This is a genomic window from Streptomyces sp. NPDC101191 (assembly GCF_044767915.1).
Taxonomy (GTDB): Bacteria; Actinomycetota; Actinomycetes; order Streptomycetales; family Streptomycetaceae; genus Streptomyces.
Genome location: NZ_JBIWOU010000006.1, coordinates 582,558 through 602,333, shown reverse-complemented (window position 1 = coordinate 602,333; position 19,776 = coordinate 582,558). Strand labels below are relative to the sequence as shown.

Here is a 19,776-nt window from a genome sequence, read left to right as displayed (position 1 = left end):
GCGGGCGGGGCTCCGGGTGGCCGGTGGGGCCGGGGTGGCCGGGGGTGGGGCTCCGGGTCGGGTCCGGGTGGGGCTCAGCCGATCACCCGGCCGTTGACGATCACCCGCCGGGGCGCGGCGAGGACGCGGACGTCGGCGCGCGGGTCCTCGCCGTAGACGACCAGGTCTGCCGGGGCGCCCTCCTCCAGACCCGGGCGGCCCAGCCAGGAGCGGGCGCGCCAGGCGGTGGCCGCGAGGGCGTCCAGGGCGGGGATGCCCGCCTTGGTCAGCTCCTCGACCTCCGCGGCGACCAGGCCGTGCGCGAGGGAGCCGCCCGCGTCGGTGCCGACGAAGACCGGGATGCCCGCGTCCCAGGCGGCACGGACCGTGTCGTAGCGGCGCTCGTGGAGCCGGCGCATGTGCGCGGACCAGCGCGGGAACTTCTCCTGGCCGCCGTCCGCGAGGTGCGGGAAGGTCGCGATGTTGACGAGGGTGGGGACGATCGCCACCCCGCGCTCGGCGAAGAGCGGGATGGTCTCCTCGGTGAGGCCCGTCGCGTGCTCGATGCAGTCGATGCCCGCCTCGACCAGGTCGCGCAGCGAGTCCTCGGCGAAGCAGTGCGCGGTGACCCGGGCGCCGAGCCGGTGCGCCTCGGCGATGGCCGCCTCGACCTCGGCGCGCGGCCAGGACGGGGCCAGGTCGCCGAGGTCGCGGTCGATCCAGTCGCCGACCAGCTTGACCCAGCCGTCGCCGCGCCGCGCCTCGCGCCCGACGAAGGCGACGAGCTCGTCCGGCTCGATCTCGTGGGCGTAGTTGCGGATGTAGCGGCGGGTGCGGGCGATGTGCCGGCCGGCCCGGATGATCTTCGGCAGGTCCTCGCGCGCGTCGATCCAGCGGGTGTCGGAGGGCGAGCCCGCGTCGCGGATGAGCAGGGTGCCGGCGTCCCGGTCGGTGAGCGCCTGCTTCTCGGCGGTGGCCTCGTCGACGGGTCCGTGCCGGTCGAGTCCGACGTGGCAGTGGGCGTCGACGAGACCCGGCAGCACCCAGCCCTCGACGGTCAGGACGTCCCGGGCCGGGCCGGCGGGCCGCTCGAAGGTGACGCGCCCGTCGACGCACCACAGTTCGTCCCGGACGTCCTCCGGGCCGACGAGCACCCGCCCCTTCACATGCAGCACCACGTGATCGCTCATACCCGCACTCTACGAGCCGCCGCCCGGGACCCGGGCGGCGGTGTGCGTCACGTTCGCACGGGGCCGGCCGGGGCTCCTACGGGCGCCAGTCGGCCTGCAGGTCGTGCGTGTCCGCCTTGGTGAGCTGGGTGAGCGCGGTGCCGTCGGCCCGGACCAGGAAGAGGTGCTCGGGGTCCGCGTCGTCGGTGCCGCCGCGGGTGAAGACCAGACGCCTGCCGTCCGGCGACCAGGAGGGGTTCTTGTCGTTGGCGCGGGCCGAGGTGATGCGGTGCGTTCCCCCGCCGTCGGGGCGGACGACGTAGAGGTGGGCGAAACCGGTGGGGTCGACCCGGCTGAAGACGATCCGGTTGCCGCGCGACCAGTCGGGCGTCCAGTCGTGGGAGCCGGCCAGGGTGATCGGGGTCTGCACCAGGGTGGACACCTGGATCCGCATCAGCCTGCTGTTCCCGGTCCCGTCCGCGCGGCTGTACGCCAGGTACCCGCCGTCCGGCGACCAGGTCGGGTGGAACTCGTCCGCCGCGGTGTGGGTGAGCCGGGTGGCGGGGGTGCCGTCGACGTCGGCCACGTAGATCTCGCGCTGGGTGCCGACCGGCCGCGAGTAGGCGATCCGCTTGCCGTCCGGGGACCACGCGGGGTCGGAGGCGCCCTCGGTGCCGGGAACGGGCTTCAGGTCGCCGCCCGCGCTCTTCATCGTCCAGATGCCGTCGATCGCGCCGCCGGCCCCGTAGCGGAGGAAAGCCACCCGCTTGCCGTCCGGGGACCAGCTGGGCATCACGTCGCTGACGGTGGGGGTGTGGGTGAGCTTGACGGGCGCGCCGCCGGTCGGGGCGATCGCGTACAGGTCCTCGATGGAGGCCGCCGCGCTGTAGCGGGCGAAGACGATCGGGCGGTCCACGGCCGGCCGCGGTACGCCGGGCCCGGCGGCCGCCCGCACCGCCGTCGGAACGGCGGCCGTCCCCGGTCCGCCCTCGGCTCCGGCGGCACACGCGGCGCCGAGGGTCAGCGGTGCGGTGACGGCGAGCGCAGCGGCGATCAGGGCCGTCCGGCGCGCCCGCTGCCGGCCGTTCGCGCCGGTCCGGCCGGCACCGTGGGATCCGTCGGTTCTGCCGGTTCTGCCGTTGCTCCGCACCATGGCGTCCACCCCGTTCGCTCCGGGCGGCCCCCCGCGGGTCCGCTCCGGACCGCAACATCCCACCGGCGGAGCCCCGGGGGAAGCGTCGGAGCCCGCCGGTACGCGCTCTGTGACACGTTCCGGACGGCGCCGTGACGGCGGGGGCGTCCCGGCGTCCGCGGCCTGCGGCGGTCCGGGCCCGCGGCCTGCGGCGGTCGGGGCGTCCCGCCCGGCGGCGGGCGGAGCCCTTACGCTGGCACCAGCTCGATCCCGATGTACGCAACACGCATTCGACTCCGAAGAAGGCACCGCCGTGACCGTGACACACCCGCTCCTGGACCTGGCCCCGCTGACCGCCGCGCAGTTCGCGACGATCGAGCGGCGGGTCGCCGCGCTGCTCTCCACCGAGCAGGACGTGGTGATCACCCAGGGCGAGGCGCTGCTGCCGCTGGAGGGCTGCATCCGCAGCGGCGCGCGGGCGGGCTCGACGGCGCTGAACGTGGTCACCGGTCCGTACGGGCAGACCTTCGGCAACTGGCTGCGGGACTGCGGCGCCACGGTCGTGGACCTGGAGGTGCCGTTCCACGCGGCGGTGACGGCCGAGCAGGTGGCGCGGGCCTTCGAGGAGCACCCGGAGATCGACTTCGTGTCGCTGGTGCACGCGGAGGCGGCGACGGGCAACACCAATCCGGTCGCGGAGATCGGTGAGGTGGTGCGGGCGCACGACGCGCTGTTCTACCTGGACGCGGTGGCGTCGATCGGCGCCGAGCCGGTGCTGCCGGACGCCTGGGGCGTCGACATGTGCATCATCGGCGCGCAGAAGGCGATGGGCGGCCCGGCGGGCGTCTCCGCGGTGTCGGTGAGCCCGCGGGCCTGGGAGCGCTTCGCCGCCAACCCGGCCGCGCCGCGCCGCTCGTACCTCTCCCTCCTGGACTGGAAGGAGCGCTGGATCGACGGGGGCCGCAAGGCGCTGCTGCACGCTCCGGCGCAGCTGGAGATGCTGGCCCTGGAGGCCTGCCTGGAGCGGATCGAGACGGAGGGGCCGGCGGCCCTGATGGCCCGTCACGCCTCCGCCGCGGCGGCGACCCGCGCGGGCGCGCTGGCGCTGGGCGGCGGGCTGGAGCCGTACGTGCACAGGGCGGTGGACGCGGCGCCGGTCGCGACGACGCTGCGCGTCCCGGCCGGCGTGGACGCCTCCGAACTGGTGGCGAAGGCGCTGGCGGCGGACCCGTCGCTGCCGCTGATCGCGGGCGGCGGGGCGCTGTCCAAGGAGATGATCCGGGTGAACCACTACGGCGTGGACGCGGCCCCGGGCGCCGTGCGGTCCTCGCTGGCGGCGCTGGGTTCGGCGCTCGCCGAGACGGGCCGCTCGGTGGACCTGGAGGGCGCGAGCCGGGCGGTCACGGAGGCCTGGTAGCCCCGCGCGACCGCCCCGGCGGCGGCTACAGCGACGGGTAGTCGGTGTAGCCGCGGTGGTCGCCGCCGAAGAAGCCTGCGCTGTCGGGCGTGTTGTACGGGCCGCCGGCCAGGAGCCGGGCCGGCAGGTCCGGGTTGGCGAGGAAGAGGGCGCCGTAGGCCAGGATGTCGGCGGTGCCGTCCTCGATCAGGGTGAGGGCCTCGGGGCCGGTGGGGCCCTCGGTGTGCGGGTTGAGCACGAAGGTGCCGGAGAACCGCTTGCGCAGGTCGACGGTCAGTTCCCGGATGCCGGGCACCGCCTCGGTGAGGTGCAGGTAGGCGATGCCGACCGGGTCGATCGCGGTGACGAGGGCCGCGTAGAGCTCGTCGGTGTCGCTCTCGGCGATGTCGTTGTACGGGTTCGCCGGGGAGATGCGCAGCGCGGTGCGCTCGGGGCCGATGGCGTCGGCGACGGCCTTGACGACCTCGACGGCGAACCGGATGCGGTTCTCGACCGGGCCGCCCCACTCGTCCGTACGGTGGTTGGAGCCGGTGGCGAGGAACTGGTGGACGAGGTAGCCGTTGGCGCCGTGCACCTCGACCCCGTCGAAGCCGGCCTCGACCGCGTTGCGGGCGGCGGCGGCGAAGCCCTCGATCGTCTCGAGCACCTCGTCGGCCGTGAGCTCGCGCGGGGCGACGAAGTCGGTGAGCCCGGTACCGGTGAAGAGCTGCCCCGCGGGGGTGACGGCGGACGGGCCGACCGGGTGGAGGCCCTCGCCGAGGACGTCGGGGTGACTGATCCGGCCCGCGTGCATCAGCTGGGCGAAGATCCTCCCACCGCGCTCGTGGACGGCGTCGGTGACCTCGCGCCAGGCGGCGATCTGCTCGGCGGTGTGCAGTCCGGGGGTGGCGGGGTAGCCCTGGCCCACGGCCGTGGGCTGGACGCCCTCGGTGATGATCAGGCCGGCGGAGGCGCGCTGGGCGTAGTACTCGGCGGTCAGCCGGGTGGGGACACGGCGGGCGGCCTCGGCCCGGCTCCGGGTCATGGGGGCCATGGCGATGCGGTTGACGAGGCGCGTGCCGGCGAGGTCGACGGGGTCGAAGGCGGTGGTCATGGCTGTCCCCTCAGGAATTATGTGGTCGGCCAACTATCTGGCCGCGAAGCCACTGTAACCCATTTACTTGGCCAGCCAAGGTAATCTTGGTGAAAGAGCTCGCACGACGAGACCGCGCCCGAGGAGTGAGCCCGCGATGTCTGGAAACGACCCCTTCTGTACCACCACCCCGGTGGACCATCTGCCCTCCGCCGCCCGCGGCGGGCCGGTGAGCCACGCGCTGTCCCGGGTGGCCCGGCTGCACCGGATCGCGGCGGGTCGGCGGCTGAAGGAGCTGGGTCTCTATCCGGGCCAGGAGTTCCTGATGATGGCGCTCTGGGACTGCGGGCCGGTGCGGCAGTCCGTCCTCATCCAGTCGCTCGGGCTCGACCCCTCGACCGTGACGAAGATGCTCCAGCGCCTGGAGCAGTGCGGGCACGTCCGCCGCCGTCCCGACCCGGCCGACCGGCGGGCCGTGCTCGTCGAGGCGACGGAGGAGGGCGAAACGCTGCGCGCCCGCGTCGAGGGCGTCTGGCGCGACCTGGAGGAGCACTCGCTGACCGGCCTCACCCCCGGCGAACGCGCGGACCTCGGCCGGCTCCTCGCCCGCCTGGAGGAGAACCTCTGCCATGAGGCGGGCGAGTGCGTACCGGAGCCGGCCCAGGCGCCCGCCCGGGCCGGGGCGGCGGAGGCTCCGTAGGCGGCCGCCCGGGCCCCGGAGCGGCGGAGGCTAGGCGGCCGAGGCATCCGCCCGGGCCGGAGCCACGGAGGCTAGGCGGCCGAGGCGGCCGCCCAGGCCGAGTCCGCCCGGCCCAGGTGACGGAGGCTCCGCGGGCAGCCGGGGCGCCTGCCCCGGCCGAGGCCGCGGAGGTGCCGTGGACGGGGCCGGGGAGGTGCCGTGGGCGGGGCCGGGGAGGTGCCGTGGGTCAGCCGGCCAGGACCTCCAGGGCCCGGTCCACGTCGGCCGAGGAGTTGTAGAGGTGGAACGAGGCCCGCAGGTTGCCGTCACGGGCCGAGAGCAGGATCCCCGCCTCGCCGAGCGCCTCGCGGCGGCCGCCGAGGCCCGGGATGCCGACGACCGTCGAGTCGTCCGCGACCGGGGTGTGGCCGAGCGCGAGGAGCCCGTCCCGGAAGCGGGCGGCGAGGGCCTTGTTGTGGGCCTCGATGCGCTCGATGCCGATCTCCTCCAGGAGGGCGAGCGAGCGGGCCGCGCCGTGGTACGACAGGAAGGCCGGGGGCTCGTCGAATCGCCGCGCCGAGCGGGCCAGTTCACGCACCGGGCCGTAGCTGTTGACCCACAGCTCCTCACCGGTGACCCAGCCGGCGTGGATGGGCAGCAGCGCGTCCTGCGCCTCCCCCGTGACGGTCAGGAAGGACGCGCCGCGCGGGCAGAGCAGGTACTTGTAGCCGCCGGAGACGGTGAAGTCCCAGTCCCCCGCGTACAACGGCAGCCAGCCCGCCGACTGGGTCGCGTCGAGCAGGGTGCGGGCGCCGTGCGCGGCCGCGGCGGCCCGGATCGCGGCGAAGTCGGCCGTGCGCCCGTCGGACGACTGCACCGCGGAGAAGGCGACGAGCCCGGTCCCGGGCCGTACGGACTCCGCGAGCCGCTCCAGCGGCACGAAACGGATCTTCAGGTCGCCGCGGACGGTGAACGGGGTGATGACGGAGGAGAACTCGCCCTCCGGGAAGAGGATCTCGGCGCCGGCCGGCATGGACTGCGCCACCATGCCGACGTGCACGGAGACCGAGCTGCCGACCGCGACCCGGTCGGGGGTGACGTGGGCGAGGCGGGCGAAGGCGGCCCGGGCCTCGTCGACGACGCCGAAACTGCCGGCGCCTTCGGCCCGGCCGGCCGCGGTCTCCTCGGCGAGCAGGACGACCGCCTCGATCGTGCGGCGGGGCAGCAGGCCGCAGGCGGAGGTGTTGAGGTAGGTCGACGTCGGGGCGAACTCGGCTCCGCCCAAAGGCTCCAGGGAATCCATGCTCCCAGCCTGGATTCCCCACGATCTTCCGTCAATCGGCGTCGATCACGGGGAATCCCCCAAGGCCGCCTCATGTCCGCCCGGCGAAGCCGGGCGGACGGCTGGGCGGACGGCCGGACGGTTCAGCAGTTGGTGCCGTCGACGTCGCAGGCGGCGGCGTCCCCGCCGACCGGCTGCAGGCTGCGGCCGGCCCAGGCCTGCTCCAGGGCCTGGGTGAAGACCTCGGCGGGCTGCCCGCCGGAGACCCCGTACTTGCGGTCGAGGACGAAGAACGGCACGCCGTTGGCGCCCAGTTCGGCCGCCTCGCGCTCGTCGGCGCGCACGGCGTCGGCGTACGCGGTCCCGTCGGCGAGCACCGTACGAACCTCGTCCTCGTCGAGACCGGCCTCCACGGCGAGGGTCACCAGGGTCTCGGCGTCGAAGACCGAGCGCTCCTCGGCGAAGTTGGCCCGGTAGGCGAGATCCAGGAGCTCGTTCTGCAGGCCGCGGTCCTTCGCCAGGTGCAGCAGGCGGTGGATGTCGAAGGTGTTGCCGTGGTCACGGCCCTCCGTGCGGTATTCGAGTCCCTCGGAGTGGGCGTTGGAGGCGACGTGGGCCTCCATGGCGCGGGCCTCGTCGAGGGTGCGGCCGTACTTCTTGGCGAGCATCTCCAGGACCGGGCCGGAGTCGCCCTTCGGGCGGTTCGGGTCGAGCTCGAAGGAGCGGTGCACGACCTCGATGTCGTCGCGGTGGGCGAAGGCCGCGAGCCCCTTCTCGAAGCGGGCCTTGCCGATGTAGCACCAGGGGCAGGCGATGTCGCTCCAGATCTCGACGCGCATGGTGTGGCTTCTCTCCTGGACGGGGGGTGGGCGGGGTGTTCCGTGACGGGAACGCCCCGCCCCGCCGGAATCATTCCGCAGAGGGCGCCAGTGTGAGGCGGAGCACGAGGTGGTCCCCGGCGCGCGGGGTGTCGGGGTCGGGGGTCCAGCCCCGCGCCGCGTAGAAGGCCTGGGCGCGCTCGTTCCTGTCGAACACCTCCAGGCGTACGGTGCGCTCGCCGGCCGCGCGCCAGGCCTCGACGCACGCGGTGTGCAGGGCGGTGCCGACGCCACCGCGCCAGCGGGCCGGGCGCACATGGAGCTGGCTGAGGTGCATGACGCCGTCGCGCACCCCGTAGGCGGCGACCCCGGCGAGCTCGCCGTTCGCGTCCCACGCGCACAGCACCCGGCCTTCGCCGATGGCCGCCGCCCAGCCGGTCCGGGTGCGGGCCAGCTCCTCGGGGCCCTCGAAGTCGGCGTCCGGGATGTGGCCGCGGTAGTAGGTGGCGCGGGCCTCGGCGTGCAGCTCGGCCACGGCGTCGAGGTCGGCCGGGGTCGCGGGGTGGAGACGAAGAGGGGATCCGATCATGAACTATGGGGACGCGGAGGCCACGGGCACGGTTCCCGGCACCCGTGCGGCCACGACCCGCCGGCCCGGTCCGCCCGGCCGGCAGCAGGTCCGCCCGGCCGCCGGGCCGCCGGGCCGCCGGGCCGCCGGGCCCCCCGCGAACGGCCCCGCCGCAGGGATCGCCGGAAGCACCGCGCCGCTCAGCCCGCCGCGCGGTAGCGGCCCGGGGCCACGCCGTACTCCCGCTTGAAGGCCTTGGCGAAGGCGAACTCCGATGAGTAGCCCGAACGTTGGGCAACGGTCCGCAGGGGCAGGTCGTCGGAGCGGAGCAGCCGGCCGGCCGTGGTCATCCGCCACCAGGTGAGGTACGCGAGCGGGGGCCGGCCCACCAGGGCGGTGAAGCGGCGGGCGAAGGCGGCGCGGGAGAGCCCGCCGAGGGCACCCAGCTCCTCGACCGTCCAGGGCCGGGCGGGGTCGTCGTGGAGGGCGCGCAGGGCGGCGGCGACGGCCGGGTCGCCGAGCGCGGCGGACCAGCCGGTGGACCGGTCGGGGCGCTCGGTCAGCCACCAGGTGCGCAGCAGGTAGAGCAGCAGGGTGTCGAGGAGCGCGGGGACGATCGCGTCGGAGCCGGGCCGGGGTTCGGCGAGTTCGGCGCCGAGCAGGTCGACGGCGGCCCGCAGCCGGGGGTGGGCGCCGACCCGGGCGGGGATGTGGACGTACGGGGGCAGCTCGGTGAGCAGCGGATGGGCGCGGGACCGGCTCAACTGGTAGGCGCCGCACAGGAGCAGGGTCTCGTCGGCGCCGATCGGCCCCCGGTCGGGCGGCGTGGGCCAGGAGCCGTCGGGCGCGGGGACGGCGTCGACGAGCGGGGTGCCGGGGTGGTCGGCGAGGCCGTGGCCGGTGCCGTGGGCGAGCAGCACGACGTCGCCGGGGCCGAGCCGGACCGGGGCGGTGTCGTCCGGGGGCAGCAGCCAGGCGGCGCCCTGGAGGACGACGTGGAACCCGGCGCCCTTGCTCGGCGGGAAGCGGAGGCCCCAGGGCGCGAACCTGACCGTGCGGGAGGAGTGGGGGCGCCCGGCGCGCATGGCGGTGATGGCATCGCTCAGTACGTCCATCCCCGCACCGTACTCCGCGCCCGTACCCGGGATCCGGCCGGCGAGACGATCGGACATGGCGGCGAGCCGGGAGGACATGGATCGTCTCCACCGCCCCCGCCTAGCGTCGGGGGCATGGCAACCGACATGAAGACGAAGGCCGTTCTGTTCCACGAGCTCGGCGGTCCCGAGGTGCTGACCGTCGAGGAGATCGCGCTCCCCGCTCCCGGTCCGGGCGAGGTGCTGGTGCGGGTCGAGGCGCTCGGCCTCAACCGGGCCGAGGCCCTGTTCCGGGCGGGCACCTACTACTACCGCCCCACGCTCCCCGGCTCACGGCTGGGCTACGAGGCGGCGGGCGTGGTCGAGGAGGTCGGCGACGGCGTCACCGAGTTCGGGCCGGGCGACCCGGTGCTGGCCGCGGCCAACTTCGACTTCGGGGTGCACGGGGTGTACGCGGAGCGGGTGGTGCTGCCGCGCGAGTACCTGGTGCCGCGTCCCACGGGGGTGGACGCGGTGACCGGGGCGGCGGCCTGGCTCACGTACGCGACGGCGTTCGGGGGCATGGTCGAGGCGGGCGGGCTGCGCCCCGGCGGCCATGTGGTGATCACCGGCGCGTCCAGCGGGGTCGGCACGGCCGCGATCCAGACCGCCCTGCGGATCGGCGCGACCCCGATCGCCGCCACCCGCGAGGAGTCGAAGCGTCGGCGGCTGCTCGCCCTGGGCGCCCCGCACGTGATCGTCACCGACGAGGAGGACCTGGTCGGGGAGGTGCGCCGGATCACCGGGGGCCTGGGCGCCGACGTCGTCTTCGACGCGGTCGGCGGCCCCGGCTTCGCCCGCCTGGGCGGGGCGCTGCGCCCGGAGGGCACCGCGGTGCTCTACGGCTGGCTCGACCACCGGCCGGCCGAGATGCCGATGCAGTGGCCGCTGACCGTGCGCGGCTACGCCAACGGCGCGGTGGTCCGGACCGCCGAGGGGCGCGCCCGGATGGCCGGCTTCATCGGCTCCGGACTGCGCGACGGCTCGCTGGCGCCGGTGATCGCGGAGACCTTCGACGGTCTGGGGGCTCTGCCCGACGCCCACCGCCTGATGGAGTCGAACACGCACACCGGGAAGCTCGTGGTGCGGATCCCTCACTGAGGCCGGCGCCGGGGCACGCCGTGCGGGGCGTCGTCCCGGAGCTCCGGCGGGAGCAGGTGCTGCGGGGTCGACTGGTAGGCGACCGGCCGCAGCCAGCGCTCGATCGCGGTCGCGCCGACCGAGGTGAAGGGCGAGGTGGTGGCCGGGTAGGGGCCGCCGTGGTGCTGCGCTTCCGCCACCGCCACGCCGGTCGGCCAGCCGTTGACCAGCACGCGCCCGGCGAGGGGGGTGAGTTCGGCGAGCAGCGAGGCGGCGTCGGGGTCCTCGTCGGCCATCTGCAGGGTGGCGGTGAGGTTGCCGGGCAGCGGGCCGAGGACGGCGGAGAGCTGCTCGCGGGAGCCGTAGCGCGCGACGACCGTCAGCGGCCCGAAGCACTCCTCCAGGAGCGGCTCGCACCCGCCCTCGGCGAGGCGGCCCGCGTCGACGGTCAGCACCCCGGCGCTGACCGTGTGCTCGCCGCCGGCGCCGGGGGTGACGGGCGCGGTCACACCGGGCAGCGCGGCCCGCTCGCGGACGCCGTCGAGGAAGGCACCGCGCATCCGCCGGTCGAGCATCACGCCGGGCTCCGTCTCGCTCACGGCGGCCGTGAGGGCGGTGACGAACCGGTCGCCGGCCTCCCCGGCGGGCGCGAGGACGAAGCCGGGCTTCGTGCAGAACTGCCCCTGCCCGAGGGTCATGGAGGCGGCGAGTCCGGCGCCGATCTCCTCGGCCCGTTCCTCGGCCGCGGCCTCGGTGATCACCACCGGGTTGAGCGAGCCGAGTTCCCCGTGGAAGGGGATGGGGACCGGGCGGGCGGCGGCCGCGTCGAAGAGCGCCCGCCCGCCGCGCACGGAGCCGGTGAAGCCGGCGGCGGAGACCAGGGGGTGGCGGACGAGCTCGACCCCGGCCTCGAAGCCGTGCACCAGGGAGACGACGTCCTCGGGGAGTCCCGCCTTGACGGCGGCCCGGCGCAGCAGGGATGCGCAGAGCTCGGAGGTGGCCGGGTGGTCGGGGTGCGCCTTGACGACGACCGGGCAGCCGGCGGCCAGCGCGCTCGCGGTGTCGCCGCCGGGGACGGAGAAGGCTAGCGGGAAGTTGCCGGCCGCGTAGACGGCGACGACCCCGAGCGGGATCTTCATGCGCCGCAGGTCCGGGGTGGGCGGCGTGGTGGCGGGGTCGGCGCGGGAGATCCGCACGTCGAGGAAGGCGCCCTCGTCGACGATGTCGGCGAAGAAGCGCAACTGGGCCGTGGTGCGCGCGAGTTCGCCGGTCAGCCGGACCGGTCCGAGAGCGGTCTCGGCGTCGGCGGCCTCGACGACGTGATCGCGTGCCTCGTCCATCAGGTCGGCCGCCGTGCGCAGCAGCGCGGCGCGGGCTGTGCGGTCGGCGAGCGCGCCCCGGGCGGCGTGCGCGCCCCGTACGGCCCGGTCGATCTCCTCGCCGGTGGCCTCCACCGCGACCTGCTCACGCGGCTTCCCCGTCCGGGGGTCCACACTCCACACTGGTTCTGCCACGACACGCCCCTCGCCCACGTTGTTCGCTATTCTGAACGCGGTCCCTGTAGGTGAATCCGACATCGGGACTCTAGGGACGGCCGAGCCGTCTCCACAAGAGGCTTCATGGGGCTTCCGGACCGGACGCCCCCGGAGAGGGGCGAGGGCGATGGGGACCAACGACGCGGGCGGGGCCCAGGTCAAGTCCGCGGTGCGGACCGTGGAGTTGCTGGAGTACTTCGCCGGACGGCCCGGCATGCACTCCCTCGCCGCCGTCCAGGAGGCCGTCGGCTACCCCAAGTCCAGCCTGTACATGCTGCTGCGCACCCTCGTCGAGCTCGGCTGGGTGGAGACCGACGCGACGGGCACCCGGTACGGCATCGGGGTGCGCGCGCTGCTCGTCGGCACCTCCTACATCGACGGCGACGAGGTGGTGGCCGCCGCCCGGCCCACCCTCGACCGGCTCTCCGACGACACCACCGAGACCATCCACCTGGCCCGGCTCGACGGCACCAACGTGGTCTACCTGGCGACCCGCCAGTCCCAGCACTACCTGCGCCCGTTCACCCGGGTCGGGCGCCGGCTGCCCGCCCACTCCACCTCCCTCGGCAAGGCGCTGCTCGCCACCCACAGCGACGAGCAGGTCCGCAAGCTGCTCCCGGAGACGCTGCCCGCCCTCACCGAGCACACGGTCACCGACCGCGAGCAGCTGATCGAGGAGCTGCGCGTCATCCGCGAGCAGGGGTACGCGGTGGACCGCGAGGAGAACACCCTGGGCCTGCGGTGCTTCGGCATCGCGATCCCGTACCGCACCCCGGCGCGCGACGCCATCAGCTGCTCGGTGCCGGTGGCCCGGCTGACCCCGGGGCACGAACAGCTCATCAAGGACGCCCTGTTCGACGCCCGCGACCGGCTCGCCCTCGCGACCCGCCGGCTCTGATCCGGTACGGGACGGATCCCGCGCCCGTATGCCACCGGCTCCGGGTACGGGACTGATCCCCGCGCCCGTATCCCGCCGCTCCGGTACTGGACGGATCCCGCCCCCGTATCCCGCCGGCTCCGGTACGGGACGGATGCTCCGGGCCCGCACCCCTCCGACTCCGGTCCGGGACGTGACGCTGCGGACCCGCACCCCCCGCCGACTCCGGTCCGCAACGGGCTCCGGGCCCGTCCCCGCCGGCTCGCGTACGCGCGGATGCCGGGCCCGCACCCCGCCGGCTCGCGTACGCGTGGATGCCGGGCCGTACGGGGGGCCGCCAGGCGCCCTTCCCCTCCCCGCGGCCGATCACGGTCCGGTCCCTGACGGCCGACCGTCTCCCCCGCGCGGCGGAGGCGGTTCGTCATCACGCAGGAGGTGCCGGGGCGGGCCCCGGAACGAGGCTGGGGGCATGACGACACCGACGCTTCCCGTCCCCACCACGGCACCCGCCGCTCCCCCGACCCGGCTCCGCCGGACCCTGCGCGTCCTGGCCTCGTTCGGCTGCCTCCCCTACATCGTCCTCAAGGTCGCGTGGGTGGCGGGCAGCACGGTCGGCATCCCCGAGGGCAGCGTGCTGCTGGACCACCCGACGATGATGCGCGTCGCCAACGGGGTCTCCGTGATCGCCGACGCGATCGTCGTGCTGCTCGCGATGCTCCTCACCCGGCCGTGGGGCCTGCGGGTGCGGGCCTGGCTGCTGCTCCTCCCGGTGTGGGCGGCGATCGGCCTGATCGCCCCGATCATGGTGGGCTACCCGGCCCAGCTGGTCGTGTCCCTCTTCGCCACGTCCGACACCAGCCCGGCCGCCGCGCCCGTGCCGGACTTCCTCGACACCTGGGTCTTCCCCGTCGTCTACGGCGGCTTCATCGTCCAGGGCCTGAGCCTCGGCATCCTCTTCGTCCTGTACGCCCGGGACCGCTGGGGTCACGTCTGGGCCGGCCGGATCGGCGGGCTGCCCGCGGCCGTGAGCGGGCCCGCCGTCCGCGTCTGCACGGTCGCCGCGGCCGTGCTCGCCCTCGCTCCGGCCACCCTGCACGTCCTGTGGGCCGGTGGCCTGACCTGGGGTCTCGCCCCCGACTACGCCGACGGTTACGACGCCGACAAGGCGGTCGTCGACGTCATGCGCGCCTTCTTCCTGCTCGTCGCCGGCGTCGCCGGTCTCGCCCTCGCCCTGCGCCGCCCGGCCGGACTGCGGCTGCGCACCGCGCTGGCCGCGGCCTGGGTGGGCTCGGGTGCGGCCGGATGCTGGGGTGCCTACATGACGCTGGTCGCGCTGATGCCGCAGACCGATGGCGGGAAAGAGCCGACGGTCCCGATGGTCGGCACCTACGCTGGTGAAATGATCATCGGATTCCTGCTGGCCGGTTGCCTGGCCGTGGTCGTGAGCCGGCGGAGCCGGACCGCATGAGACGGCTCGGCGGCGCCCTGTTCGGGCAGCGGGCCCGGCGGCGCTGGCTCCATCTCGTCCTGGGCGGCGCCCTGTTCATGCCGTACTGGCTGGTGGGCACGGTGGCCGTCGGACCCGTCGCCGGTGGCGGGGCGATGTTCGGGAGCAGCCTCACCGTGCAGCTCGCGGCGTACGCCGTCGGGTTGCCGCTGGCGGCGGTCACGGCGCTCTTCCCGCTGACCCGTCCGATGTCGGTGGCGGCGGCCCGGGCCCTGTGCGGGGTACCGGGCGAGCGCTTCGCGGAGGGAGCGGCCCGCGGGCGGGCGGCGAAGGCCCGTACGGCCGGCTGGTTCACGCTGCACCTCGGTGTCGGGGCGCTCGTCAGCGGGGCGTCGCTGGCCCTGCCGCCCTTCGCGCTCGCCGTGGCGGCGCTGCCGTTCTCGGCGGAGCTGCGGGCCTCCGAGCTCGGCGGCTTCTGGGGCCTCGACCGGCCCTGGCTCACCTGGGCCGGGCTGCCGCTCGGGATCCTCATGCTGCTCGGGCTCGCCGCGGCCGCGGCGGCGGCCGGCGCGCTGCTGGCCGGCGCGGCGTCCCGGCTGCTCGGACCGAGCCCGGCCGACCGGCTCGCCGCGGCCGAGCGGCGCGCCGCCGAACTGGCCGTGCGCAACCGACTCGCCCGCGAACTGCACGACTCGGTGGGGCACGCGCTGAGCGCCGTCACCCTGCAGGCGGGCGCGGCCCGCCGGGTGCTCGACACGAGCCGCCGTCGGGACGGGGGCGCCGACCTCGACTTCGTACGGGAGGCGCTCACGGCCATCGAGGAGACCACCCGCCGCACGGTCGGCGAGCTCGACTCCGTGCTCGGTCTGCTGCGCAGCGGCGAGGACGACGGCGAGCTGGGGGCGCCCGGTCTCGACGCGCTCGACGCGCTGGTGAAGGGCGCCGGGCCGCGGGTGGCGCTCGCCGTGCGCGGGGATCTGGCGGGGCTGCCGGAGCCGGTGTCGCGCGAGGCCTACCGGATCGTGCAGGAGGGGCTGACCAATGCCGTGCGCTACGCGCGGGAAGAGACGGTGACGGTGCGGATCGCGCTATCGGGGGACGAACTGGAGATCGCGATGGAGAATCCGCTGCCCGGCACGGTGCCGGTGGCCCGCCCGGACGGGGGGCGCGGGCTGCGCGGCGTCGCCGAGCGGGCCCGGCTGCTCGGCGGAACGGCCCAGGCGGGGCCGGCGGACGGCATGTGGCGGCTCGCCGCCCGCCTGCCCGTGGGAGGTGCGCGGTGATCAGGATCGTGCTCGCGGACGACGAGCGGATGGTACGGACGGCGCTGCGCGTGATCCTCGACGCGGAGCCGGACCTGGAGGTCGTCGGGGAGGCGGCCACCGGCGCCGAGGCCGTGTCGGTGGTGCGGGAGCTGCGGCCCGACGTGGTGCTGATGGACGTCCGGATGCCGGAGATCGACGGCATCCAGGCGACCCGGCGGATCCTGTCCGGGCCCGAGGGGCCCCGGATCGTGGTCGTCACCACCTTCGAGAACGACGCCTACGTCTACGACGCGCTGCGGGTGGGCGCGGCCGGTTTCCTGCTCAAGCGGGCCGCATCGGAGGAGCTGGTGAGCGCGGTCCGCCTGGTCGCCACCAGCGACTCGCTGCTCTATCCGGCCGCGGTCCGCGGGCTGGCCGCCGAGCACGCCCGCCGCAATCCGCCGGTGGCCCCGGCGTGGGCGGCCCGGCTCACCGAGCGCGAGGCGGAGGTGCTGCGGCAGATGGCGAAGGGCCTCACGAACGCCGAGATCGCCGGGGGCATGGGCGTCGGTCCGGCGACGGTGAAGACGCACGTGGCCGCGGTGCTCGCGAAGACGGGCGCCCGGGACCGGACGCAGGCGGTGATCGCGGCGTACGAGTCGGGCTTCATCCGGCCGAACGCCTGACGGGGTCCTCCATGAAGGTTCCCTGAGAAACCGGACACATCCGGAACGCCGCCCGCCGGTCCGTTCGTCCCGCATATGGGATGAACAAGACGATCAGGCGTGCCTCGGTCTTCTCGCTTCTCCTGGTGCTCGCCCTGCTCGGCCGGGCCACCTGGGTGCAGGCGTACGAAGGCAAGGCCCTCGCGAACGACAAGAACAACCGGCGGAAGGTCATCGCGCAGTACGCGCAGCCGCTCGGGAACATCGTCGTGGCCGGTTCGCCGGTCACCGGATCGAAGGAGACGAAGGGCGGAGACCTCGCGTACAAGCGCGACTACACGGACGGCGCGCTGTACGCGGCCGTCACGGGCTACAGCTCGCAGGCCTACGGGGCGACCCAGCTGGAGGGCATCTACGCCGACGTCCTCGACGGCACCGACAGCCGGCTGAAGAACCCGCTGAACGCCCTCACCGGCGAGCAGGCGAAGCCGGGCACGGTCGTGACGACGATCGACCCGGCGGTGCAGAAGGCCGGCTACAAGGCGCTCGGGAAGAAGAAGGGCGCGGCCGTCGCGATCGACCCCAAGACGGGCCGGATCCTCGGGATGGTGTCGACGCCCTCGTACGACCCGTCGGAGATCGCCGGCCTGACGGACGGCGAGGAGTGGCGGCGGCTCACCGAGGACGAGGACAAGCCGCTGGTCAACCGGGCGCTGCGGCAGCCGCTGCCGCCGGGCTCGACGTTCAAGCTGGTGGTCGCGGCGGCGGCCCTGGAGGACGGGCTCTACGGCTCCGTGGACGCGGCGACGGACAGCCCGAACCCGTACACGCTGCCCGGCACGCGGACCGTGCTGAGGAACGAGAACGCCTCCGCGCCCTGCCAGAACGCCACCATCCGCACCGCGCTGCGCTACTCCTGCAACAACGTCTTCGCCAAGATGGCCGTGGACCTGGGCCAGGACAAGGTGAAGGCGACGGCGGAGAAGTTCGGCTTCAACGACAAGGAGCTGGACGTCCCCGTGCGCGCCTACCCCAGTGTGTATCCGTCCGACATGGACAAGGCGCAGACGGCCCTGACGGGCATCGGGCAGTTCGACGTCACGGCCACCCCGCTCCAGATGGCCATGGTGACGGCGGCCCTCGCCAACGACGGCCTCATGGCGAGCCCGCACATGGTCTCCCAGGTGGTCGACTCCGACGGCGACGCCCTGCAGAGCTACCGGGACGGGGACACCCGGCGGATCGTCTCCTCCTCGACGGCGGAGCAGCTGCGCAGCGCCATGCGCACCGTGGTCGACGAGGGCACCGGCACCAACGCGGCGATCGACGGCGTGGAGGTCGGCGGGAAGACCGGCACGGCCCAGCACGGCGAGAACAACAGCAAGACTCCGTATGCCTGGTTCACCTCGTACGCGAAGGACCCGAGCACGGGCAAGGAGGTCGCGGTCGCGGTGATGATCGAGGACTCGGGCGCGGCGCGCTCGGAGGTCAGTGGCAACGGGCTCGCGGCGCCGGTGGCGCAGAAGATGATGAAGGCCGCCCTGAAGTGAGTCCGGGCGGACCGAGGTGACGTGAAGCGGGGGCCGGTGGGAACGCGGCCCCCGCTTCACGGTATGCAGGGGGCATGCTCTCGAACGCGCGTCTGCCCCGTTCCCTTTCCGGCTGGACCATGGCCGTCTTCGGCGTCCTCGCCGCCGGCCTGGGCGTGGTGGGCCTGACGACCCCCGACACGATGATCCGTCTCATGGGGCTCGCGCCCCTGTCCGAGGCGAGCCGTGCGGACGAGGACCACACCCTGCTCTTCCTGACGGCCTCCTCGATGGCCGCCCTCAACATGGGTGTCTACTACGTCCTGGCCGCCCTCGCCGACTGGAAGTCCTTCTTCCGCTGGACGGTCCCCTTCCGCCTCCTGACCTGCGTCGTCTTCACGCTCGCCGTCGTCAGCGGCCGGGCGCCCTCCGGCTTCCTCGGCGTGGGCCTGTGGGAGGGAGCGGGCGCCCTGGTGACGGGGGCGGCGCTGCGGTACGAGGCCCGGCGGGCGGCCCGGGTCAGCGCGTGAGCAGCGCGTCCGTCACCGTGGACAGGTAGGCCTGGTCGGCAGGCAGGAAGCCCGGGACGGCGTGCGCCAGCTGGGCGTGGCCCACATAACTGGTGTAGGCGAGGACGCCACGACGGCGTGCCTCGGACGGCGGGAAGCCGAGCCCTTCGAAGAGGAGGGCGAGATAGCCGACCCGGCGCTCCGTGACGCGGGCGAGGGCCGTCGCGACCTCGGGATGGTCGCTCGCGGCGAGCAGCCGCACCTCCAGCGGGTCCTCCGCGGCGGAGGCGGTCGCGGCGCGCAGGAGCGTGACCAGGCGGGCCCCGGGGTCGGATTCGGCGACCTCCATGGCGGTGATGATCCGCTCGGTGGACAGTTCCTCCCAGCGCGCGAGGGCGGCCGCCACGAGCGCGTCCCGGTTGGCGAAGTGCCAGTAGAAACTGCCCTTGGTCGCGCCGAGGCGGGTCGCGAGGGGTTCCACCGCGACCGCCGCCAGGCCGCGCTCGGCGAGTGCGGCGAGGGCCGCGTCCGCCCAGTCGTCGGCGGTCAGGCGCCGGCGGCTGCGGCGTTCCTTGGGGTCCGGGGTCTCGCGCATGTTTCCGTACGGTACCGTACGGTCGGAACATACGCTCCCGTATGGAGGTGCCGTCATGCGGCGCACGCGCACGGTTCGCAACGTCCACCGGAGGATCGTCCCGGCCCCGGCCGACACGGTCGGGGGCCTCCTCGACCGCCTCGCCACGCCGGACGACCCCCTGTTCCCCACCCCCGTCTGGCCCGGGATGGTCCTCGACCGTCCGCTCGCCGTCGGCGCGGACGGCGGCCACGGCCGGGTCCGCTACCGGGTGACCGCCTACGAGCCGGGGCGGTCCGTGCGCTTCGACACCACCGATCCCGGCATCGGCGAGGGCTACCACCGGTTCGACGTCGAAGCCCTCGGACCGGACCGTTGCCGGGTCACCCACACCCTCGAACTGACCATGGGCACGCGGGCTTTCCTCCTGTGGAAGCTGGCGATCCGGCCCGTGCACGACATCATGGTCGAGGAGATCCTCGACAACGTGGAGCGGGCCGCCCTGGGCCGCCTGCCCCACCCGCCGGCCCGCCGCACGCCCCGCGCGCTCCTGCTCAACCGCCTCTTCTGGGTGCGGCCGACCGCCGTTCCCGTCCCCCGGGCCGCCCGTCTGCTGCACGACGCCGTCGGGCGGCCCGACTTCAGCGACGCCTGGCGCATGCCGCTGAGGCCCGGCATGGCGCGCGACCCGGAGGCCTGGCGGCACGTCCTGCCCGCCGCCGTCCGGGGCCGGGCCGAGCACGAGCTGATGCTCGGCGAGGACGCCTCCCATCTGGACTACCGCGCCTCCCTCCTGGTGGACGAGGAGGCGGTCACCCTGGTCAGCGCCGTGCGCCTGCACAACACGCGCGGCCGGCTCTACTTCGCGCTGGTACGCCCCCTCCACCCCTACGCGGCCCGGCTGATGCTGTGGCGCGCGCACCGGCGCGTGGCGTACGCGGCCCGGCCCGCCGGGGAACGGAACGCCACGGCCGTCGCCGGGGAAGGGCCTCGGCCGGCCCGGCGCGACCGGCAGGACGCCCCCTGGGAATAGGGCATCCGCCCGATCCGGACGGGCCACCTCAGAC

General features: G+C 74.8%; 19 protein-coding genes. 10 read left to right on the top strand and 9 right to left on the bottom strand.

Annotated features, from left to right (window positions below; genetic code table 11):
• Positions 1-74: 74 nt before the first annotated feature.
• Complete coding sequence (locus tag ACIRQF_RS25780; RefSeq protein WP_376629795.1) at positions 75-1,169, bottom strand: amidohydrolase family protein; 1,095 nt, start codon at positions 1,167-1,169, stop codon at positions 75-77.
• 76 nt (positions 1,170-1,245) lie between these two features.
• On the bottom strand, positions 1,246-2,301 hold the full coding sequence (locus tag ACIRQF_RS25775) for a hypothetical protein (RefSeq protein WP_382480643.1): 1,056 nt from the start codon (positions 2,299-2,301) through the stop codon (positions 1,246-1,248).
• A 298-nt stretch (positions 2,302-2,599) separates the two neighbouring features.
• Here ACIRQF_RS25775 and ACIRQF_RS25770 point away from each other — a divergent pair, with 298 nt between their 5' ends.
• The gene (locus ACIRQF_RS25770; protein ID WP_404095499.1) at positions 2,600-3,697 is read left to right on the top strand and encodes a pyridoxal-phosphate-dependent aminotransferase family protein; all 1,098 of its coding nucleotides are present in this window, start codon (positions 2,600-2,602) and stop codon (positions 3,695-3,697) included.
• 25 nt (positions 3,698-3,722) lie between these two features.
• On the opposite strand, the gene ACIRQF_RS25765 is transcribed toward ACIRQF_RS25770, so the two are convergent.
• Positions 3,723-4,790, bottom strand: coding sequence for an alkene reductase (locus tag ACIRQF_RS25765; RefSeq protein WP_382480645.1), 1,068 nt, complete (start codon positions 4,788-4,790; stop codon positions 3,723-3,725).
• 136 nt (positions 4,791-4,926) lie between these two features.
• Between ACIRQF_RS25765 and ACIRQF_RS25760 the strand changes: the two genes are divergently transcribed.
• Entirely contained in the window at positions 4,927-5,469 is a 543-nt protein-coding gene (locus tag ACIRQF_RS25760; protein ID WP_404095360.1) for a MarR family winged helix-turn-helix transcriptional regulator, read from the top strand.
• Between the two features lie 226 nt (positions 5,470-5,695).
• On the opposite strand, the gene ACIRQF_RS25755 is transcribed toward ACIRQF_RS25760, so the two are convergent.
• From ACIRQF_RS25755 to ACIRQF_RS25740, 4 genes are all read right to left on the bottom strand, one after another.
• The gene (locus tag ACIRQF_RS25755) at positions 5,696-6,751 is read right to left on the bottom strand and encodes an aminotransferase class V-fold PLP-dependent enzyme (RefSeq protein ID WP_389754356.1); all 1,056 of its coding nucleotides are present in this window, start codon (positions 6,749-6,751) and stop codon (positions 5,696-5,698) included.
• 122 nt (positions 6,752-6,873) lie between these two features.
• Complete coding sequence (locus ACIRQF_RS25750; RefSeq protein WP_382480652.1) at positions 6,874-7,569, bottom strand: DsbA family oxidoreductase; 696 nt, start codon at positions 7,567-7,569, stop codon at positions 6,874-6,876.
• Positions 7,570-7,639: 70 nt separating this feature from the next.
• Positions 7,640-8,137 (bottom strand): GNAT family N-acetyltransferase, encoded by a 498-nt coding sequence (locus ACIRQF_RS25745; protein ID WP_376629784.1) that lies wholly within the window; start codon positions 8,135-8,137, stop codon positions 7,640-7,642.
• Positions 8,138-8,316: 179 nt separating this feature from the next.
• The gene (locus ACIRQF_RS25740; protein ID WP_404095357.1) at positions 8,317-9,231 is read right to left on the bottom strand and encodes an AraC family transcriptional regulator; all 915 of its coding nucleotides are present in this window, start codon (positions 9,229-9,231) and stop codon (positions 8,317-8,319) included.
• A gap of 114 nt (positions 9,232-9,345) precedes the next feature.
• Here ACIRQF_RS25740 and ACIRQF_RS25735 point away from each other — a divergent pair, with 114 nt between their 5' ends.
• Positions 9,346-10,350 (top strand): zinc-dependent alcohol dehydrogenase family protein, encoded by a 1,005-nt coding sequence (locus ACIRQF_RS25735; protein ID WP_404095355.1) that lies wholly within the window; start codon positions 9,346-9,348, stop codon positions 10,348-10,350.
• Here the strand turns inward: ACIRQF_RS25735 and ACIRQF_RS25730 are convergent.
• Positions 10,344-11,906, bottom strand: coding sequence for an aldehyde dehydrogenase (NADP(+)) (locus ACIRQF_RS25730; RefSeq protein ID WP_404095353.1), 1,563 nt, complete (start codon positions 11,904-11,906; stop codon positions 10,344-10,346). The genes ACIRQF_RS25735 and ACIRQF_RS25730 overlap by 7 nt on opposite strands.
• Before the next feature lie 85 nt (positions 11,907-11,991).
• On the opposite strand from ACIRQF_RS25730, the gene ACIRQF_RS25725 reads away from it, so the two are divergent.
• The 6 genes from ACIRQF_RS25725 (at position 11,992) to ACIRQF_RS25700 (ending at position 18,156) form a co-directional block, all read left to right on the top strand.
• Positions 11,992-12,762 carry an IclR family transcriptional regulator gene (locus ACIRQF_RS25725; protein ID WP_376629779.1) on the top strand — a complete coding sequence of 257 codons (771 nt, stop codon included), beginning with the start codon at positions 11,992-11,994 and terminating at the stop codon, positions 12,760-12,762.
• Between the two features lie 448 nt (positions 12,763-13,210).
• Positions 13,211-14,209, top strand: a complete 999-nt coding sequence (locus ACIRQF_RS25720; protein ID WP_404095350.1) for a hypothetical protein — start codon at positions 13,211-13,213, stop codon at positions 14,207-14,209.
• Positions 14,206-15,471, top strand: coding sequence for a sensor histidine kinase (locus ACIRQF_RS25715; RefSeq protein WP_389754370.1), 1,266 nt, complete (start codon positions 14,206-14,208; stop codon positions 15,469-15,471). Before ACIRQF_RS25720 ends, ACIRQF_RS25715 begins: the two co-directional genes overlap by 4 nt.
• Positions 15,472-15,500: 29 nt before the next feature.
• Positions 15,501-16,118 carry a response regulator gene (locus ACIRQF_RS25710; RefSeq protein ID WP_404095497.1) on the top strand — a complete coding sequence of 206 codons (618 nt, stop codon included), beginning with the start codon at positions 15,501-15,503 and terminating at the stop codon, positions 16,116-16,118.
• 80 nt (positions 16,119-16,198) lie between these two features.
• On the top strand, positions 16,199-17,647 hold the full coding sequence (locus ACIRQF_RS25705) for a peptidoglycan D,D-transpeptidase FtsI family protein (RefSeq protein WP_404095346.1): 1,449 nt from the start codon (positions 16,199-16,201) through the stop codon (positions 17,645-17,647).
• A 74-nt stretch (positions 17,648-17,721) separates the two neighbouring features.
• Complete coding sequence (locus tag ACIRQF_RS25700; RefSeq protein WP_404095343.1) at positions 17,722-18,156, top strand: hypothetical protein; 435 nt, start codon at positions 17,722-17,724, stop codon at positions 18,154-18,156.
• Here ACIRQF_RS25700 and ACIRQF_RS25695 read toward each other — a convergent pair.
• Entirely contained in the window at positions 18,146-18,730 is a 585-nt protein-coding gene (locus ACIRQF_RS25695; protein WP_404095341.1) for a TetR/AcrR family transcriptional regulator, read from the bottom strand. The two genes, ACIRQF_RS25700 and ACIRQF_RS25695, sit on opposite strands and share 11 nt — an antisense overlap.
• A 55-nt stretch (positions 18,731-18,785) precedes the next feature.
• On the opposite strand from ACIRQF_RS25695, the gene ACIRQF_RS25690 reads away from it, so the two are divergent.
• Positions 18,786-19,742: a DUF2867 domain-containing protein gene (locus ACIRQF_RS25690; protein ID WP_404095338.1), complete on the top strand. Its 957-nt coding sequence runs from the start codon at positions 18,786-18,788 to the stop codon at positions 19,740-19,742.
• Positions 19,743-19,776 lie beyond the last annotated feature (34 nt).

Excerpts from the sequence above, each read along its gene's own strand:
- ACIRQF_RS25780 (WP_376629795.1), bottom strand. The coding sequence starts at position 1,169 with ATGAGCGATCACGTGGTGCTGCATGTGAAGGGGCGGGTGCTCGTCGGC.
- ACIRQF_RS25775 (WP_382480643.1), bottom strand. The coding sequence starts at position 2,301 with ATGGTGCGGAGCAACGGCAGAACCGGCAGAACCGACGGATCCCACGGT.
- ACIRQF_RS25765 (WP_382480645.1), bottom strand. The coding sequence starts at position 4,790 with ATGACCACCGCCTTCGACCCCGTCGACCTCGCCGGCACGCGCCTCGTC.
- ACIRQF_RS25760 (WP_404095360.1), top strand. The coding sequence starts at position 4,927 with ATGTCTGGAAACGACCCCTTCTGTACCACCACCCCGGTGGACCATCTG.
- ACIRQF_RS25755 (WP_389754356.1), bottom strand. The coding sequence starts at position 6,751 with ATGGATTCCCTGGAGCCTTTGGGCGGAGCCGAGTTCGCCCCGACGTCG.
- ACIRQF_RS25750 (WP_382480652.1), bottom strand. The coding sequence starts at position 7,569 with ATGCGCGTCGAGATCTGGAGCGACATCGCCTGCCCCTGGTGCTACATC.
- ACIRQF_RS25745 (WP_376629784.1), bottom strand. The coding sequence starts at position 8,137 with ATGATCGGATCCCCTCTTCGTCTCCACCCCGCGACCCCGGCCGACCTC.
- ACIRQF_RS25740 (WP_404095357.1), bottom strand. The coding sequence starts at position 9,231 with ATGGACGTACTGAGCGATGCCATCACCGCCATGCGCGCCGGGCGCCCC.
- ACIRQF_RS25735 (WP_404095355.1), top strand. The coding sequence starts at position 9,346 with ATGGCAACCGACATGAAGACGAAGGCCGTTCTGTTCCACGAGCTCGGC.
- ACIRQF_RS25730 (WP_404095353.1), bottom strand. The coding sequence starts at position 11,906 with ATGTCGGATTCACCTACAGGGACCGCGTTCAGAATAGCGAACAACGTG.
- ACIRQF_RS25725 (WP_376629779.1), top strand. The coding sequence starts at position 11,992 with ATGGGGACCAACGACGCGGGCGGGGCCCAGGTCAAGTCCGCGGTGCGG.
- ACIRQF_RS25720 (WP_404095350.1), top strand. The coding sequence starts at position 13,211 with ATGACGACACCGACGCTTCCCGTCCCCACCACGGCACCCGCCGCTCCC.
- ACIRQF_RS25715 (WP_389754370.1), top strand. The coding sequence starts at position 14,206 with ATGAGACGGCTCGGCGGCGCCCTGTTCGGGCAGCGGGCCCGGCGGCGC.
- ACIRQF_RS25710 (WP_404095497.1), top strand. The coding sequence starts at position 15,501 with ATGGTACGGACGGCGCTGCGCGTGATCCTCGACGCGGAGCCGGACCTG.
- ACIRQF_RS25705 (WP_404095346.1), top strand. The coding sequence starts at position 16,199 with ATGAACAAGACGATCAGGCGTGCCTCGGTCTTCTCGCTTCTCCTGGTG.
- ACIRQF_RS25700 (WP_404095343.1), top strand. The coding sequence starts at position 17,722 with ATGCTCTCGAACGCGCGTCTGCCCCGTTCCCTTTCCGGCTGGACCATG.
- ACIRQF_RS25695 (WP_404095341.1), bottom strand. The coding sequence starts at position 18,730 with ATGCGCGAGACCCCGGACCCCAAGGAACGCCGCAGCCGCCGGCGCCTG.
- ACIRQF_RS25690 (WP_404095338.1), top strand. The coding sequence starts at position 18,786 with ATGCGGCGCACGCGCACGGTTCGCAACGTCCACCGGAGGATCGTCCCG.